Source organism: Flavobacterium hibisci (genome assembly GCF_020026925.1).
GTDB lineage: Bacteria > Bacteroidota > Bacteroidia > Flavobacteriales > Flavobacteriaceae > Flavobacterium > Flavobacterium hibisci.
Map to the genome: position 1 here is coordinate 202,327 of NZ_JAIQDW010000001.1, position 18,851 is coordinate 221,177.

The 18,851-nt window shown below is 37.1% G+C and carries 8 protein-coding genes; 2 read left to right on the top strand and 6 right to left on the bottom strand.

Annotated features, from left to right (window positions below):
- Nucleotides 1-93: 93 nt before the first annotated feature.
- The 4 genes from K8B81_RS00655 to K8B81_RS00670 form a co-directional block, all read right to left on the bottom strand.
- Entirely contained in the window at nt 94-4,104 is a 4,011-nt protein-coding gene (locus K8B81_RS00655; RefSeq protein WP_223678176.1) for a hybrid sensor histidine kinase/response regulator, read from the bottom strand.
- 141 nt (nt 4,105-4,245) lie between these two features.
- The gene (locus K8B81_RS00660; protein ID WP_223678177.1) at nt 4,246-6,195 is read right to left on the bottom strand and encodes a sialate O-acetylesterase; all 1,950 of its coding nucleotides are present in this window, start codon (nt 6,193-6,195) and stop codon (nt 4,246-4,248) included.
- A 97-nt stretch (nt 6,196-6,292) separates the two neighbouring features.
- Nucleotides 6,293-8,380 (bottom strand): beta-galactosidase, encoded by a 2,088-nt coding sequence (locus K8B81_RS00665; protein WP_223678178.1) that lies wholly within the window; start codon nt 8,378-8,380, stop codon nt 6,293-6,295.
- Between the two features lie 84 nt (nt 8,381-8,464).
- Nucleotides 8,465-11,326 (bottom strand): TIM-barrel domain-containing protein, encoded by a 2,862-nt coding sequence (locus K8B81_RS00670; protein ID WP_223678179.1) that lies wholly within the window; start codon nt 11,324-11,326, stop codon nt 8,465-8,467.
- Between the two features lie 479 nt (nt 11,327-11,805).
- Here K8B81_RS00670 and K8B81_RS00675 point away from each other — a divergent pair, with 479 nt between their 5' ends.
- Together K8B81_RS00675 and K8B81_RS00680 are read left to right on the top strand one after the other, a co-directional pair.
- Nucleotides 11,806-14,202, top strand: a complete 2,397-nt coding sequence (locus K8B81_RS00675) for a glycoside hydrolase family 31 protein (RefSeq protein ID WP_223678180.1) — start codon at nt 11,806-11,808, stop codon at nt 14,200-14,202.
- 10 nt (nt 14,203-14,212) lie between these two features.
- Nucleotides 14,213-14,557, top strand: a complete 345-nt coding sequence (locus K8B81_RS00680; protein ID WP_223678181.1) for an L-rhamnose mutarotase — start codon at nt 14,213-14,215, stop codon at nt 14,555-14,557.
- A gap of 1,256 nt (nt 14,558-15,813) precedes the next feature.
- Here the strand turns inward: K8B81_RS00680 and K8B81_RS00685 are convergent.
- Together K8B81_RS00685 and K8B81_RS00690 are read right to left on the bottom strand one after the other, a co-directional pair.
- A complete protein-coding gene (locus tag K8B81_RS00685) occupies nt 15,814-16,602 on the bottom strand; it encodes a cation transporter (protein WP_167443817.1) in 789 nt (262 codons plus the stop codon).
- Between the two features lies 1 nt (nt 16,603).
- On the bottom strand, nt 16,604-18,784 hold the full coding sequence (locus K8B81_RS00690) for a TonB-dependent receptor (RefSeq protein WP_115887008.1): 2,181 nt from the start codon (nt 18,782-18,784) through the stop codon (nt 16,604-16,606).
- Nucleotides 18,785-18,851: the final 67 nt, after the last annotated feature.

Consider the following 18,851-nt stretch of genomic DNA (forward strand, 5'->3'; position numbering starts at 1 on the left):
CGTTTTTTGAAACGCTTTTAAATAAAACGAATAGTCAGTAACAAAAAAGCAGCCTTTAATGATACATTTAGGCTGCTTTTTTTTGTTACGTTGCTATAGTTTTTTGTGTAGTTTTAAATACTCAGAAGGAGATAAACCAAATTCTTCACGGAAATATTTTGAAAATCTTTTGGGCGAATTAAATCCAACTTCATAGGCTATCTGCGAAACCTGCAGCTGGCTTTTATCCAGAAGCTGGCGTCCTCTTTTCAAACGTATGGTTCGAATGAATTCTGCAGGTCCTTTACCGGTTATGAACATCAGTTTTTTGTACAGATGCCCTCGGCTTAAGCCTAAAATATCTCCTAGATTTTCTACCGAAAATTCCGTATCACTGATATGCTGTTCTACAGCTTTTATTGCTTTTTCGATAAAAATTTCATCTAGAGAGGTAATGGTAATCTCCTGCGGATTAACGTCTATTTTTTGTTTAAATGCGGCATGGCTTTTTTTCGTCCATTCTATAAATTTATTAATTCGAAGTTTAAGAATATGGATATTAAAAGGTTTGGTGATATAATCATCTGCTCCGTATTTTAATCCGTCAATATGATATTCTTCTGCAGTGCGTGCAGTAAGCAGAATTACTGGAATATGCGACCAGTAAATATTGGTTTTAACCAATTTGCAAAGCTCAATACCATCCATGACAGGCATCATAACATCACTTACAATAACCGTTATATTGTGTTTTTTTTGCAGCAACTCGATAGCTTCTTGGCCATTATGTGCCGTAAGCACCGTAAAATCATCTTTTAGGTTATCTTCTATAAATTCGCACAAGTCTTTATTGTCATCCACAAAAAGAACCACTTGTTCAGTAGGACTTTCTGTTTTTTCCTCTTCAATGTTTGGAATATCAATCGTAGCAGGACTAAGCATCAAATTCTTTTCAGAGCTTTCTCTAATTGGGATTTTAAAAGTAAATACGCAGCCATTAGGAAGATTGTCTTCAATAGTTATAGTGCCTCCATGAAGATGTATGTACTCATTTGCAATATGCAGTCCAAGACCGCTGCCAGTTTCATTCTGGCTTTGTTCTCCCTGATAAAATCTCTCAAATACGAGCGGTTTATCTTTATCGCTGATTCCAGAACCCGTGTCGCGGACTTTGACATAGATTTGAGTAGTGTCGCGGCTAATTTCAATCTGAATTTTTCCTCCATCGGGAGTATACTTAAAAGCATTCGAAAGCAGATTGGTAAGTGTTTTTTGTATCTTATCTTTATCAAATTCCATAAGCAGACTCTCTATCTCGCTTTCAAAAGATAATTGGATGTGGCGTTCAGTAGCATAAACAGTAAACGAACTGCAGATATCCTCGGCAAAACTTACAAATTCGGATGCCTTTAAGTTTATGCTGACAATTCCTGCGTCTAATTTGCGAAAATCGAGCAGGGAATTGATTAAGGAAAGAAGCTGCTGTGCATTTTTATGGATAACGTTTATTTTCTTTCGCATAATCTCATCCATAGCATCATTCAACAGCACCTGCAGAGGTGTTATGATAAGGGTTAGGGGAGTTCTTAGATCATGGCTTATGTTGGTGAAAAAGTTCAGCTTCATTTCGTTTATCTGCCATTCTTTTTCGAGATTCATTTTCTCGCGCTGTTCTTCTAATTTTAAATGATGGCGGATTTTTGATCTGCGTACGGTATACCATATAATGCCCGCGACCGTTAGTCCATAAAAAAGATACGCCCATACGGTTAGGTAAAAAGGAGGCAGTACGTCCAACGCTAATACTTTGATATTATCGTTCCATCCGGAAGCATTATCATATGCTTTTACCAAAAGTTTGTAATTGCCTGCTGGTAAGGCAGAAATTACAATTTTATTATCCTGAATAGGAATCCATTCCGAATTAAACCCATCAATCCTGTAAAAATATTTGACTTTATCGGCATTTAATAAATCTGTACTCGTAAACTTAAGGGTAATAAGCCTGTCATCGTGCCTTAAAGTAAGCTTGGAAAGCAGTTCTGTGGAATGCTGCAGCAATTTATGACTATTATAGATAGAATCCACCTCTATAGTCTGATTTCCAAGAGTTAGTCCTGTAAAAATAATTTTTGAAACTGGCTTGTTTTCTTTTAGGAGCTTGTTTGGGTTGATTATGGTATATCCGTCAAGGTTGCCCAGCAGAATGTCTCCGTTTCTTAATTGCAGTATAGAGTGTTTGTTAAAATAATTATCCATCAGCCCATCTTTAACCGAATAATTTCTGCTGCTTATGGATAAATTATCATCTGGATCATAACTGACAGTCAAAATAGAAAGTCCGTTGGTAGTTGTAACCCAGATATTATTGCGATTGTCTTCCAGTATGCCGCTGACTGAATTGTCACAAAGACCATTTGACTTATTGAAATAATAAATGGTGTCTTTTTTTGGATCCCATATATTAAGTCCATCATTATGAGCGATCCACAAAATGTTGTGTTTGTCTTTGTAGACTGCAGAAATCTGAAAGTGTTTGAATTTTTGAGTTCCTTTTTTATTGCCATACGAAACGACATTTTTATTGTTGGTAATATCAATGTTGAAAAGCCCGTACCCTGTTCCCAGCAGAAGCTCATCACCTGAGTCATAAAACATGTCAAGAGCAAAAACATTATTTCCAAAAAGGGAGATAAGGGAATCGAAATTAGGCGAATCGGAGGGAAGCTGCTGTATTTTTCCTCCCAAGAATCCTATCCAGATATTCCCGTAGCGATCCTGCTTTAAATTCCAAACATTGTCGCTGCTTAGCTTGCTGTTTTTCTTGGTATATCGGCTTATGATGCCATTTTGCAGGCAAAACAGCCCGTTTTGATAAGTGCCGATCCAAACACGGTTTTGGCTGTCTTCCAGTAAACAAGTAATGGCAGCTTTGGGAAATGGAATTCGAGAAGTATTTCCTGATTTCTTTTCTTTTTTAAAAAGGCCTTTCCCATCTGTGGCAATCCAGAGATCTTCGTTGTGATCCTCCATTATGGCGCTAATATCAGAGCATTCTGGATGTTTGAAGTTGATGAAGTTTTTAAAGCTTTCATTAAAAAAAGAGAAGCCTTTTTTGCTGTGTCCAATCCAGATCGTCCTATCGTTGTCGCGATACATGCAAGTGATATTGTTGGATGGCAGCGAATTGTCTTTGTTTGGGGTTTGAATACAGTTTGTAATGCTGTTCTTTGACTTGTCATATATAAAAATCCCTTTATGATCTGTTCCAATCCATATTTCACCCGGCTTATTTTCGATAATGCTGCTAACGAAATTAATGTCGCTGTCTACACTAGATTTTAATATTATAGAGCTCCATTTTTTCGTCTGATAATCGCGATAGGAAACTTCATTAGGATTATTGCTGAAATAAATCCATAATCCGTTGTTGCTGTCTAGAAAAATGATGTGCCATTCATCAGTTCCATTTTTTCTGTTAGAAACTGGGAGTTTAATGTTTTTAATATGGCCTGTAGTGCTGTTTAACTGCCAGCATTTTTGAGAATTTTCAACGCAATATACAGACTCGCCATTATCTGTTATGCTAACAGCAAAAGGGTCTTCAATGTTTATTCCGTTAAAGATGGAAGTATGTCTTTTTTTTACATCATAGAAAAATATGTTTTTCTTATTAAAAACCCATAAATTCTTTTTTTTATCTACATAGATTTTACAATTGCTATCTGCCCGAATATGCAGTTTGTTCAACACAGAAGTTATGTCTGTAATAAAGTGGTCCTTATCTCTGTTGTATATCGCATTATCATGTCCGAAATTAACCCATATATTGCCCATGCCGTCTTCTTGAAGACCTAAAATGTCGTTGGAAATTAAGCTATTGGGCTTTTTAGAGTTGGTGGTGTAAACTTTGAATTCGTAACCATCATATCGATTAAGTCCGGTTTCGGTTCCAATCCATAAAAAACCGTAGCTGTCCCTTAGAAATGTCTTGACATTGGTGCTGGAAAACCCTTCGCTGGTTTTCAGCTGATGAAAAATATAATTGGACTGCGCAAGAATGCTTTGGAAGGAAATTAATCCAAGAACAGCAACAAATAATATGAGGGCTTTATGCTTTTTCATTCGGTCTAAATTAATCATTTATCTGCAGCCGCAGTATATTAAGGGCTGTTTTTATCTAGAATCACAGTCCTCATTCCAATCCATATCAATTCTATTTCTTTTAGAATCGATATGGACGTTTGAAAAGTGTAATAGGCTTAATTATTTTTCAAAACTGTATTTAATGTCTTTTGTGATGCTATTCCAGTGGTCTGTTCGAAAAGGAACAGCAGGGAAATTTTCTGCATTATAAAGATTACAGTCGCTGGCATCGTCGGCCCAACCGTAGCGAACTGCTTCTGGATTTTGAACCTTATCGGTCCATACCAAAAGCTGACTGCCTTTTATCTGGGCTTTGGCATAATGAAAAACATGATCGGATCCTGCAATTTCAAATCCTTTTACATATTGGTATTTATCATGAACCGTTAAACCGCTTTCGGCATTGTCAAATGTTAAGAGAATCTGATTGCCTTTTGTTTCCATAGACTTGTATGCTGGTCCGCTGAAAACATTTCCTTTTTCATATACTTTATTTAAGGCAATGGCAGCCAGTCTGTATCCTACATCTTGTTTGTTTTTAGGATGAATATCTTTTGGATCTCCAATATCTGTAGTAACACACATACCGGTATTGGCAACATTTTGAAGTGTAAAATTCTGAGCCTCTCTTAACTCTGCCCAATAGCTGCCAGTTTTACTGTTTCCTCCAAACTCATTAAAAGAAGATAACTGCACAAAAAAGAAAGGAAAATCTCCCTGATGCCATTTGTTTCTCCAATCGCTTATCAATAACGGAAAAGCTTTTTTATATTGTTCGGCACGTGTAGCATTTGCCTCGCCCTGATACCATAAAACCCCTTCAATAGCATAAGGAATCAAAGGATTGATCATGGCATTGTAAAGAAGGGCAGGATAGCTGTTTGGAGACAAGTCTGTTCTGATTTCTGCAACCTTAAACTTCCATTTTCCTGCAAGTGGTATAATAGTATTGCCTACAGTTAATTTTAAGTCAGCCTCATCGCCAAAAATTCCGCCTCCTCCGCTGTAATCCGTTACTCGTACTGCAATAGTGTTAAGACCTTCTTTAAGCGTTCCCGCAGGTACTTTGTATATTCTTTTTTTGTCCCATTGGGTATTTTTTCCCACTTCAATTCCATTTACATAAGAAAGATCTTCATCATCTATTTTGCCCAGTTCCAGTAAAGCCTCTTTACTAGCTTCTTCTTTTGAAATCATAAAAGATTTGCGCATCCAGACTGTCCCGTCTAAACTGCCCAATTGCTGGTTCCATAATTGAGGTACTTGCATTTCTGGCCACGAACTATCGTCAAAGTTTACCGTTTTGTATTGGCTTTCTGAGTTTGAAGTGATTTTAGATCCTTGAAGGTTTTCAATCTGTACTTTTAGTGTAGCCAGTTTGTTTTTTAGCAATGAATCCATTGGGATTTTCGGTAGTTCGGCAATCATGCTGCTGAATTCAGGACTTTTTTCAAAAGCTTCCCTGCTGGTCCATGTTTCCACGCAGGTACCTCCCCACGAGGAGTTTATTATCCCAATTGGGATTTTTAATTCATTGTATACTTTTTTGGCAAAAAAATAACCCACTGCTGTAAAAGTTCCTGTATTTTTTTTACTGCTTTCTTTCCAGCTTCCAGCTTTGAGTTCCTCTTTAGGTGCTGAATTTAAATCTTTGTCCACTAAAAATTGTCTTATCCAAGGATTATCTGCCTGACTGATTTCATAATCGGCATTCTGTGCCTGAGCAACTGGCCATTCCATATTAGACTGCCCGCTGCATACCCAGACTTCTCCGACTAGGACATTATCAATGGTAATGCTGTTGTTTCCTTTAATGATCATTTTAAAAGGACCGCCTGCTTTCTCAGGTTTCAGGTACAAAAGCCATTTTCCGTTTTTGTCCGCTTTAGTTTTCTGAGTCTGTTTATTAAAAGTGACTTCAATTTTTTCTCCAGAATTGGCCCAGCCCCAAACAGAAATGGGTTTATTGCGCTGTAAAATCATCCCGTCGCTAAAAAGCAACGGCATTTTTACATTTGCATTTGCACACAAACTCAAAGCAAAAAGCAAAGTGATTAAATTTTTTTTCATTTTGATTGGTTTAGATTTATAGTTAGTCAGTGTTGAAACCTGCAACAGAAGCTGCAGGAATCTTTAAGAATCATGGTTGTTTAGAAAAAAGTCATTTTTATTGCTGCCAAACGGTTACACCTCCTGGCGGTACCGTTTTACCGCCAATTAAAATATTTGCAGTGTTGGATATTTTTTCGATCTGGTAATCTTCTGAAGAATAATTGACTGCGATCCAGAATCCATCGCGCCAGCTAACGTAAACTCCTTTAGGATAATGCTCAACAGCAATCCCAGCCTGATTGTACACCTGCTGCAGGACTTCTTTTTCAAGTTGGCCATCGTCTGTATCGGTGCCAATATAAGTGACGGTGCCTTTTCCTATTTTGTTGGTCACCACAGCTGCTGTGCCTGCATAAAATTGGTTGGTGTACTTAGCAAGGACATTTGCAGGTTTATTGGCTTTTACTAAATCTGCCCAGTTGTTCCAGTAATATTCTTTTCCGAAACCTTGGATAGTTCCTTTTGCATAAGGCAGAAGATGGTCAAAGTCTTCAATTTTGGCATCAATTAAAGGATAAATCGGAGCGCCCCATCCTCCTTGGAATAAATAGCCATTTTTGTCCTTAACAGCCGTACGCACGGTTAAGACTAAATGTCCTCCTTGTTTTACGTACTGCGTCCATTTGGTAATAAGTTTCTCATCGGCTATTTCGTAAGCAGGAGCAACCACAACGGCATAAGAATCTAAAGGTTCGTTTTCATAAATTATTTCTGCTGGAGCTCCGTACGATTTTACGATTTCAAGATATTTTTGAAAAAAAGACAAGGTATTCCATTGGCTCGTTTGCGCTTGGCGGCCCATACTCCAGGAATTGTCATAATTCCATAATAAAGCAGTTCTTCGAGCCTTAATTTCTTTAGGCATTTCTGCCTTCGGATTATAAGCTTTTCTTAATAATTTCATTTCCTGCATGGTCTGCTGGTAATCTTTTCCTCCCTGCGACAGGGTAGTTCCATCAAGTTTTGTAATACCGCTGTGGTACTGCTCTGCACCGTAATTGATCTGTCGGTAACGATAAGAGCACGCAAAAGACATGCCTTCGGCCATACAATGATAAAGCCACATGCGCACTACGCCAGGCTGCAGCAGAGGATTAACATTTCCCCAATTGACAAAGCCAGGCTGAAGCTCCATAATTCCTGAGATGTTGTCTCTGGTTTTAAAGAAGCTCAAGGCAAAAGAAAGTTCTTGAGGATCGCCAAGACGGAAACCTGTGTCTCCAATATTAGCTACTCCTTTGTTAGGATAGCTGGTAAAAGAGTTAAAATCGAGTTTTTTTGTTCTTCTAGGATCTGCTGATGGAGTAGTAGCGGTATAATTTGTTGTTACAAATTGATTTTTAGCAATTAAAGGTCTGATAATGTCTGCCTGAAAGTCTAAAAAATCAGCCTGTGTATCAGCAGTATATCGTTTGAAGTCTAGCAAAGCATGCGGATTGATTCCCCACCATCCAACATGATTTGCATTTGGAATTTTAACTTGGTCAAAACTGCTGTAGGTCTGACTCCAGAAAGCGGCTCCCCATACCGTATTTAAAGCGCTTATGGTACGGTATTTATTCTCTAACCATTTGCGGAAAGCATCTTGAGAAGAAGGGCTATAGTCTTCTTTCGCTTCTGGCTCGTTGTCGAGCTGCCATCCAATTACATTTGGATTATGCCCGTAGCGCGCTGCCAATTTACTGATTATGTTTTTAGAAAAATTTCTCCATACGGGATTGCTCAAAGACTGCTGTGCTCTTGTTCCGTGTTCAGCCCTTTGATAGTGGCTGTTCATCAGATAGATTTCAGGATATTTAATGCCCATCCAAACGGGTGAAATTGCTGTAGGTGTGCCTAAAATAACTTTCAATTTGTTTTTTCCAGCCAAATCGATCACTTGGTCAAGCCATTCAAATTTGTAAATTCCTTCTTCTGGTTCCATGTCTATCCATGCAAATTCTGCTATGTGAATAAACTCAAAACCAGTCTTAGAAATATTGCTGATATCTCTTTCCCAGTCTTTTTTATTCCAGTGTTCCGGATAGTAATAAATCCCCATTGCCATCAAGTTTCCTTTTGGAAAGAAAACAGGAGATTTCTGTGCCATTGCGCCTGCTGAGGACAGCAGCAGCAAACAAATGATATATTTTTTTAATTTCATGAATCTCTTTTTTCTAAATCACATCAAGACCTGCATCAAGGTTGTCTGAATAAAGGCTGCTGGATGTAATTGTTTTTAGGATGATTAAATTTTTATGACTTGAAGCGCTCCGTTATAATCGATTTCTTTTCCAGAAGCATCAGAAAGAAATGCTTTTGGATTGGATGGATCAACAACGACGATTTTAAATTTTCGGTCTTTTAGCATGCCTTTAAAATCTCCTTTGCGCTCGCCGATGGTTAAAGTTTGATTTTTCTGATTGTAATCGAATCTTATCGCACTGTAATGGCCTTTTTCATAATTGTAGTTAACTCCTTCATCTTCATACAAAGTAAAACTTCCATCGCTGCCTTTATAAACATACAACACCACATTATCAGCAGGTTTCTGATCGGTGTACTGGATTTCTGGACCAACAGGAACTATAGCGCCTTCAGGAATAAAGAGCGGAAGACGTCCATAAGGTGCATCTGCCTGTAAAGTCTGTCCGCCCAAGAGCTGCTTGCCCGTATAGAAATCGTACCAGTTTGTCCCAGCAGGAAGGTACACTTCTCTTTTTCGTGCTCCATATTGGTAAACAGGACAGACCATAAAAGAAGAGCCAAACATGAATTGGTTACTGATGTTAATGACATTTTTATCGTTTTGAAAATCCATCATCAAAGGACGCATAATGGTATAGTCATTAAAATGCGTCATCCCAGCCATTGTGTAGATGTACGGCATTAATCTGTAGCGAAGTCGGTCATAGTATACAATAGATTCGTATGCAGGATGACCTTCGGGAGCAATGTTCCAAGGTTCGCGATAAGGAAATTGTCCGTGAGATCGGTATAGCGGAGCAAAAGCTCCAAACTGATGCCAGCGTGCATTTAATTCACGCCATTCTTTACTGTCAGAGTTTTCATTTCCATTTTTGTCGTACTGCTGCTGTGCACTGACATAGCGGTCTTCAACACAAAATCCACCAATATCCATCGTCCAGTACGGAATACCGCTTGCAGCAAAGTTAAGACCTGCCGAAATCTGTGCTTTCAAATCTTCCCATCTTGTAGCAATATCGCCACTCCATGTTGCAGTTGAATAGCGCTGCAATCCTGCAAAGCCTGATCTTGTTAAAAGAAACACACGTTTATTAGAATCTGCAGCTCTTTGTCCATCGTAGATTGCTTCCGCATTCATTAGGGCATAGGTATTGAAATATTCGGTTGCACGTCCTAAAGCGGTTGGTCCTTGCAATTTTTTACGATATTCCATATCTGTACAGTCCAATACATTAGGTTCGCTGGCATCCATCCACCAGGCATCTACACCTATTGGGTATAAATTTTCGTAGATCTGTTTCCAAAATAGTTTACGGGCACCGCTTGCATAAGCATCATAGAATGACCCTACGTAACCAGGGCCAACCCAGTCACGAACATTATCCTTAATGGCTTGCTGATACATCCATCCTTTTTGGTCGAATTCTTTAAAGTGCGCTGTAGTTTTGTAAAATTTAGGCCATACCGAAATCATCATTTTGGCATTCATCGAATGAATAGAGTCGGTCATAGCCTTTGGATTAGGAAAACGGGCACGATCAAACTTGTGGCTTCCCCATTTATCATCTTCCCAATAATTCCAGTCCAAAACGATATTATCAATTGGAATCTGGCGCGTTCTGAATTCTTTTAAATTGCTTAAGATTTCATCTTGGGTTTTGTATCTTTCGCGGCTCTGCCAATACCCCATTGCCCAGCGGGGCATAATTTGAGATTTTCCAGTCAGGGTTCGGTATCCTTTAATTATACTATCCATAGAATTGCCGTGAACAAAATAATAATCAATTTTTTTGTTCATTTCGCTCCACCAGACTTGGCTGTTTTTTTCTTCAGCCAATTGTGGCGTTCTCACTCTTAGTCCGCAGTACGAGGTTGAACCGTCTGGTCTCCATTCTATCCTTAAAGCAGTGCGTTTGTTCGCTTTCAGATTCATAGAGAATTTGTAGCTATTCGGATTCCAGGCAGTTCTCCATCTCTCGGCAACCACTAATTGATTGTCTAGATAGACTTTTACATAACCAGAATAGTACAATATAAATTTATATTCTCCGTCCTGCGGAGCTTCAATTTCACCTTCATAAGTAACATTGGCATTTTTTAAAGGAAGCTCTGTTGGCAGGTTTTTAATGCTTTTAACATCCTCAAAGAAAATGGATTTTTCCTCGCGAATCAGCGGTGCATTTTTCTTCTCTGGAGTGCTGTAGGTTCCCGTTAAGAAACCTGGCTCGCCATTTTTTCCAAATAATTTAAAAACCTGATTTAATTGCTCGTAAGGACGGCTGTCTCCAAATCGGCTTAAAGAATAACTGTCCCACAAAAGCCCGTAATTTTTATTTGATACAACAAATGGTACTGATACCTTGGTATTGTATTGGAAAAGTTCTTCGCTTTTATCTTTATAATTAAATTCATCCGACTGATGCTGTCCTAGTCCGTAAAAAGCTTCATCTTGAGGTGATTCAAATATCTGGCGCACGGTATAGCCTTTTGTCTTATCTTCTTGTATAGGAAGAAAAGTTCTGCCTCCGCCAGCTTTTTCAGCCAACAGTATTTTTCCGTTTTTATCTTTAAATTTGATTCCGCCGTCTTTTGCCGAAACCATAACATTCAACGTTTTGGTTGAAAGTTTGATGGAATCTTTTGATTGATTAATGTGAAATGGAACAGTTTGCTGATTGGGAACAATAATCAGACTGGAATCTTTTTGAAATTCTTGTGCTGTAGCGGCAACATGTATCAGATCATTGCCTAAAACCTGAAGACGCAGCGTGCGCAATTGGTTTTCTGTGCTTGGGTTTAGGCCTATTAAAACACCGTCATCTGTTTTGGTGTAATTTTTAACAGCACATGATGCCAAGAGTAATCCGGCCGAAAGACCTAAGGCTATTGTGTTTTTTTTCATGTTTTTTGGTTACGAAAGGTTTATATGATAATTAGCAGTTTTGTGATTTCTCGACTTATAAGCATAGGAAACTGATGCTGCTGAAATTTGAATTTCTGTAAAGCTATTAGGAATCCGTATTTTTAGACTGCAAAAGCTTATTTGAACCCTATTGCTAAATCGATTGTGTCAGGATGTAAAAATATCCTTTAATGAGAGAGCATATGGGATATAAATGTGTTTTTTGACAGGCTCTTATGTATCATCGCGCTTATTGAATACCGGGAGAGGAATGTAATGTATTTTATGACTGGTCAAAATGGATCATTTTTTTTACACCTGCCAACTAAAGAGTACATTAGCATTTCTAAAATTCTAAAGCACATATTAAAAGGCTTATTCCACGCTCATGCGCTGCTTCTCTTGAATTATTATAGAACTTAAGCTCCTGCTTTATATACAAACCAAAAATTAAAACTATTAACTATCAAACTATCAAAATGAAATTTATTTACCAATTAATTTGTCCTTTGCTTTTCTGTGTGATGAGCTATGGACAGAAGTATGAGAAAACAAGTCTTGGAATTAAAACCGAAGCAGATGGAAATAAAATAGAAATTCAGTTTTACAGCCCTTCGATTGTAAGAGTTATAAAATATCCCGCAGCGGGAGTTTTTTCCAAAGAAAGCCTTTCGGTAATCATGAAACCGTCAGCTACTCCTTTTTCAATAAAAAGTCAGGACAACCAATTGGTTTTAAAATCCGAACGTTTAAACGTTACGGTGCAATTCCCAACAGGAGAAATCTCATTTGCAAGTTCAGATCAGACTTTACTTCGTGAGAAAAAACAGGGAACAAAATTTAAACCAGTAAAAGATACCGATACTGATTCTTATACTGTATATCAGGAGTTTGATTTAGACAAAAACGAACCTATATATGGATTAGGACAGCACCAGGGGGGAGATCTAAACCAAAGAAATCAAAATTATCGCTTGGAACAGGGAAATACAGAAGATGCCGTGACTTTTTTTCAATCGGTAAAAGGGTATGGACTTTTTTGGGATAATTATGCTCCAACAGAATTTAAAGACAATGCCAGCGGAACTTCTTTTGAATCTCTTGTTGGCGACGGGGTAGATTACTATTTTATGTACGGTAAAAATGCCGATGGAGTAATCTCGCAAATGAGAAAGCTTACAGGAAGCGCTCCAATGTTTCCGCTTTGGACGTATGGTTTCTGGCAGAGTAAAGAACGTTATAAAAGCCAGAACGAAATAGTTGGCGTAGTAAAAAAATACCGTGAACTGGCAGTGCCTCTGGACGGAATAATCCAAGACTGGCAGTATTGGGGGAATAATTATTTATGGAATGCCATGGAGTTTCTTAATCCTGAATTTTCGGAACCTCAAAAAATGGTGGATGAAATTCATGGGCTGAATGCTCATCTGATTATTTCGATCTGGTCTTCGTTTGGACCAAAAACCAAGCCTTATAATGAGTTGAATAGTAACGGAATGCTGTTTGATTTTCTGACTTGGCCGGAATCGGGCAGCGAAATTTTCCCTCCCAAAAAAGATTATCCTTCTGGAGTGCGTGTTTATGACGCCTATAACCCAAATGCAAGAGACATTTACTGGAAATATGCAAGTGAAGGCCTTTTAGCAAAAGGAATTGATGGCTGGTGGATGGATTCGACAGAGCCTGATCATCTTTGGATAAAGCCAGAGGATTATGATACCAAAACCTATTTGGGAACTTTTAGAAAGGTGCGAAATGCTTATCCTCTGATGACTGTAGGAGGGGTTTACGATCATCAGCGAAAAGAGACTTCAGATAAACGCGTTTTTATATTGACAAGATCTGCTTTTGCCGGCCAGCAGCGTTATGGTGCCAATACCTGGACAGGAGACGTAGAATCCAGCTGGGAAAACCTGCGTGCCCAGATTCCAGCCGGACTTAATTTTACCCTTACGGGTATGCCGCATTGGAATTCAGATATTGGAGGTTTTTTTGCTGGAGTTTACAATCAAAAAGGAGAAGTTTCAGGAGCAGATAATCCAATGTTTCAAGAACTTTATGTCCGCTGGCTGCAATTTGGCGCTTTTAACCCAATGATGCGTTCCCATGGAACAGATATACCTCGCGAGATATATAACTTTGGTCAGAAAGGTGAACCTGTATACGATGCGATTGAGAAATTTATAAATCTGCGCTATTCGTTGCTGCCATACATTTACTCGACATCATGGGAAGTAACCCATAAGGATTCCAGTTTTATGAGGGCATTATTTATGGATTTTGCTGCAGATTCTAAAAGCTGGGACATTAAAGATGAGTTTATGTTCGGGAAATCTATTTTGATTGCACCAGTAGTTCAAGCTCAATATACACCCGAAAAAGTAAAAGCAGGCGAGGATCAAAAGCAAAGTATAGATTTTAAAGCAGAAAAATCAAGAATCGTTTATCTTCCTGCTGGAAATGTCTGGTATGATTTCTGGACAAACGAAAAAATGCAAGGCGGTCAAGAAATTACCAGAAAAACAAAACTGGATATGATACCGCTGTTTGTAAAGGAAGGGGCTATTATTCCGATGGGGCCGCAAGTGCAATTTGCGGAGGAAAAAAAATGGGACAATCTTCAAATAAAAGTATACCCTGGAAAGGATGGTTTTTTTACTCTTTATGAAGATGAATTTGATAATTATAATTATGAAAAAGGCGCCTACACAGAAATCGATATCAGCTATAACGACAAGAAGAAAAAATTAACTCTTTCTAACCGAAGAGGACAATATAAAGGCATGTTATCTGAAAGGACTTTTACCATTATGCTGCCAGACGGAACTAAAAAAGTGTTGTCTTATAAAGGAAAAAAAATAGAATATAAACTTTAAGAAGGAAGATATGCCATTAAAAAGAATATGTTATGCCTGCGATCTGATTGATGATCCAGAGCTTATAGAAGAATATAAAAAGTATCATCTTGCAGAAAATGCACGTCCAGAAATAACTAAAAGCATTAAAGATGCCGGAATAGTGTCTATGGAAATTTACCTCTTAGCCAACAGATTATTTATGATTATGGAAGTGGATGAAACTTTTACTGCTGAAAGAAAACAGCTAATGGATGCTGCAAATTCAGAGGTTCAGCAGTGGGAGCGGCTAATGTGGAAATTTCAGCAGGCGCCGCCTGGAGCAAAACAGGGCGAAAAATGGCTGATGATGGAGCAGATCTATAGCTTGCCATAACTTTTATTTTGTTGATAAAATTAAATTTGAGAAGTTTTTGGTTTTTTAATTAGAAGACTTAGAAATAAATCAATTTTTAGACTCAGCTGAACAGCAGTCAACAGTACAGATATACAAGGTATTTTACGGATAATATAGTTTGAAAGTAGAAATAAAAGCAAGAGTTTCAGATTAGTTTGAAGCTCTTGCTGTTTATTAATGTATCGAACTTGAGCCATCCAAATGTTTTATTGCAGTATTATAATTTCTTGCTAAATCTAATTGCATCGATTGTGCACCAAGTTAAACACTGGTATTGTAATAAAAGGTATTAGTTGGTTGTCTGCTGATTCTGGAACTCTTTTATAGTTAAGTTTCCAGACGTAGAATGTCTTGTGGAAGTGTAGTAAAAGTTCTCGATATAATCTGCTATTAATTTTGCTTCTTTCTCTTTCACCTTATATTTATTCTGACATACCAGTTCTACCTATGATGTTTTGAAGAAGCTTTCTGCTGTGCGTTATCCTAGCAGTGTCCTTTCGGCTTATTTTTCGGGGTAAGGAAACTATATACTGCAGTTCCACTTGAAGGTTACAGAGAGCATACCGGAGTAATAGCTGGTGAAAAAAAGAAATCCCTTAAGCAAATTGCGGTTATGAAGAGAAATTAGAAGTTGCCAGAAATTTATTAGTTACGGAGAAAATCGATGCTGAAAACCTTTTAAAGTTAGGTGAAGCCTTTGACAGCGGACTTTGTCTAATTGCAGAGAATTAATTGGTTTAATTTTTCCCGAAAATTTCACATTTGAAGAAAAGAAAATCCGCAGCACCCGAATCAATGAAATGGCCAACTGTATCTATTTGGTAAACAATAGATTACGAGCAAAAAAAAAAAAAAAACGGAACAAAAGATGATATTTTTCTTTTGTCCCGAAGAGTGACGTTTAGTTCACAATTTACAAATCATTTTATGAACGATTTAAAGAAATTAGCTTATTTTCAAGTGAATTTGTAAGATAATTATATGAAATATTACTTTTGAGGCGGATTGTATGTATCGTAAGGGTTAAATGTTAAAAAATGTTAATTCATTCCCGTGATTTATAGTAAGAAACAAATTTTGAATCACCTGTTATTTTAAATCTAAAGATTAAAGACTGTCTCACAACATGTGAGGCAGAGCCTCTTTTTCTTTTATTATTTTCGGATTGCTTTATTGGGCAACGATATCAAAAGAACAATTTTGAAAGGCTTGCTATTTTTTTTAAATTACCATTATCATAACTGTAAAATTTTTAATGCTCCTCTTGCGACTATGAAAAATACACAAACTCCAATAATAAGATCGGGTACCATTGAATTAGTAAAGTATACTAATATGCCAGCAATTATGACTCCCATATTAATTACAACATCATTTGAGGTAAAAATCATACTTGCTTCCATATGTGCCTCTTTGCTTTTAGATTTTTGAAGCAGGTAAAGGCATAACGAATTGCCTACAAGGGCAAATAATGAAACTACTATCATAGTTCCGTATGCAGGAATATGGTCAAACTCTACAAATCTTCTTATAACTTCAATAAGTCCTAAAATTGCAAGACCAATCTGAAAATAACCACTTATCTTTGCTACACTTCCTTTTCTTGTTGTTGTACTACCGACAGCGAACAGAGCTAAGCCATATACAATACTATCGGCGAACATATCCAAACTGTCTGCAACCAATCCCATCGAATTGGATATAAAACCTGTAATAACTTCAATTATAAAGAATGAAAAGTTTACAATGAGAACCTGCCATAATAACTTACTTTGCTGAGAGTCATTATTTTGCTCTACATAATCAGATGTATGTTCTGTTGCCATCAGAGTGCTATCCAGATTAAGAGTATTAATTGCATTTGTAATAAGAGTGTTGTCGTCCGTATGATAGACGTTTAGTTTTCTGCCTGCAATGTCAAAATCAAGCTGTTTAATTTGTTCTAAACCTGTGAGTTTCATTCTTATTAATTGTTCCTCACTAGGACAATCCATCTTTTTTATATTATAAATACTTTTTTTCATATCACTGTATTTTAATCTTAAAACCCGCATTTACAACAAATCCATCTAATGGAGCATATATATCTTTGAAAACGGGATTTGAAATAGTTCCTGTGTATATGCTTCCAAATTTTGTCTGTCTGGTATCTGTAAAATTTTCAAAATTAGCGTAAACCGAAAAGTTCTCCCAAAGCCTCTCTACCATAAAACCAAAAATCCAGTAGTCTTTTCCAGTTGTACCATCACTTAATTTTTGCGGACTGTAATAATATGCTTCTAAACCTGCTTTCCATTTTTCTTCAACTTCATACATCAAAACATTGTTTAATCGGTGTTTTGCCGTTAAAGGATTTTCAGATTTTATTCCGTTAGTATCTATGGAAGCATCCGTATAGGTATAACCCAGAAATAACTTAAAATCTTTGTATCCTAATTTCACATTTGTTTCAGTTCCTTTTGTGTCCAAATATCCGTTGACGTTTACAAACTGATAAATATTATCTGGAAGGGAATTTAATATCAGCGGATTATCAATATTGGTATAGAAAAATAACTGATTCCACGATAAAGAAAGATCTTCTGTAATTTTAGTTTTATAATTTAAATCAAAGTTAAAACCGTAACTTTTTTCAAGTTTATTGAAATCGCTGCTAATTGGCAGTACATTTCGATACTGGATACGCTCGCTTTCTTCAGTAAAAATAGTCGGCGTTTTATAGCCAAGACCTCCACCGATTCGGGATGTTAGTTTAGGATTAATTTTAAATAGAGCGGAAACTCTTGGTAGCAGAGAAAAACCATAGTCAACAACATAATCGCCTCTCAGACCAGTTTCTATCTGTAGCCATTCTTTGGCTTTAACTGTGTTTTGAAGAAAAGCTCCATAAGTAATCTGATTATAGTTTCTTAATGGGAAAGATGTATGGCTGTTTTCAGTAAAATTGTCGGTATATAAGTTTGCACCGGCAACCCATTCTGCAATTTCGCCGTTTTTAGAATAGCTTATTTCAGAAAAAGTACTGTTCTGCAAACCGTCAAAAATATAATCAGGAATTGTGATAACACGACTGAAATTATTAAAACTGTTTTTAACCGTTATCGATTCCTGCTCATTAAATTTATGCGTGAGAGCGAATTGAGTATTTATTCTCTGAGTTTTATTTTTTTCGAAATAACTATCAGGATATTTACTTTGATCTTTGATATAATCAATATTTCCACCTAAGCGGTTTTCAAAAACGGTATTGACGCCAAAATTAAGTTTGGTGTTTTCATTAAAATTGACAAAAAGTTTAGGATTAAAATTAAAACGCTCAAATTTTGGTATAGCTGTAAGCTTTATATCTGCTGGATCATAAGGAGCGTTACGATCGTGAGAAGCAAAAACAGTTACACCAATTTTGTTAAACTGTTGGGAATAAAATCCATTTATATCCAATCCAAGAGCCGAAGTTCCATTAATTAAAAATCGCAACTCCTTTTCTTTGGTTGGGATTTTAGAAACAAGATTTACTAATCCGGCTATTGCTCCTCCGCCGTAAAGGGTAGAGGCAGAACCTTTGATTATTTCAACCTGCTTTAAATCTAATGGAGGGGTCTGCAGTAATCCAAGCCCGCTTGACGCGCCAGAATATAAAGGAAAACCGTCTTTTAGAATCTGGGTATATCTTCCGTCCAACCCTTGAATCCTAATAGAAGAATTTCCTGAAGTTGCAGAAGTCTGCTGGGTCTGGATTCCTGTACTTTCGTTAAGCATCATGCGAATGTCACCCGGTTTCATATTAGCTTTTTCTTCAAGTTCTTCTCCGGCAATAAATTCTACCCTGGTTGGAATATTGCTGATCGTTCTGGTGCCTCTGGTGGAAGTAACAATTATTTCTTCCATTTCTTCAGCTTCGTGATCTTCGCTCTGCAATGCAATTTCTATAAAATTTAAGCTGGAAGGCACTTTAAAAACTGTTTTATTTGGAGTGTAGCCTTCATCAGAAATTGATAAGGTATAATTTCCATCTTTTAGATTTTCTACACTGATATTTCCATCATTATCTGATTTGAAAACCGAATTTGTTTCTTCAATTTTTGCAGAAACTCCTTTTACAGGTTCGTTAGTTTCAGCATTCTTGAGACGAAATTTGATAGTATTCTGTGCTTGTGCAGTGCCAATAAATGCCATTGTCACAATCAATAAAATATATTTAAACATTTATGATTTCTTAATATTAATAATAAATAATAGACCCGCATAATGAGATGAATGCAGGGATAAACTT

What these genes read in the sequence shown, in the direction of transcription:
- K8B81_RS00680 (WP_223678181.1), top strand. Translation starts at nt 14,213, where the DNA reads ATGCCATTAAAAAGAATATGTTATGCCTGCGATCTGATTGATGATCCA.
- K8B81_RS00670 (WP_223678179.1), bottom strand. Translation starts at nt 11,326, where the DNA reads ATGAAAAAAAACACAATAGCCTTAGGTCTTTCGGCCGGATTACTCTTG.
- K8B81_RS00665 (WP_223678178.1), bottom strand. Translation starts at nt 8,380, where the DNA reads ATGAAATTAAAAAAATATATCATTTGTTTGCTGCTGCTGTCCTCAGCA.
- K8B81_RS00655 (WP_223678176.1), bottom strand. Translation starts at nt 4,104, where the DNA reads ATGAAAAAGCATAAAGCCCTCATATTATTTGTTGCTGTTCTTGGATTA.
- K8B81_RS00675 (WP_223678180.1), top strand. Translation starts at nt 11,806, where the DNA reads ATGAAATTTATTTACCAATTAATTTGTCCTTTGCTTTTCTGTGTGATG.
- K8B81_RS00685 (WP_167443817.1), bottom strand. Translation starts at nt 16,602, where the DNA reads ATGAAAAAAAGTATTTATAATATAAAAAAGATGGATTGTCCTAGTGAG.
- K8B81_RS00690 (WP_115887008.1), bottom strand. Translation starts at nt 18,784, where the DNA reads ATGTTTAAATATATTTTATTGATTGTGACAATGGCATTTATTGGCACT.
- K8B81_RS00660 (WP_223678177.1), bottom strand. Translation starts at nt 6,195, where the DNA reads ATGAAAAAAAATTTAATCACTTTGCTTTTTGCTTTGAGTTTGTGTGCA.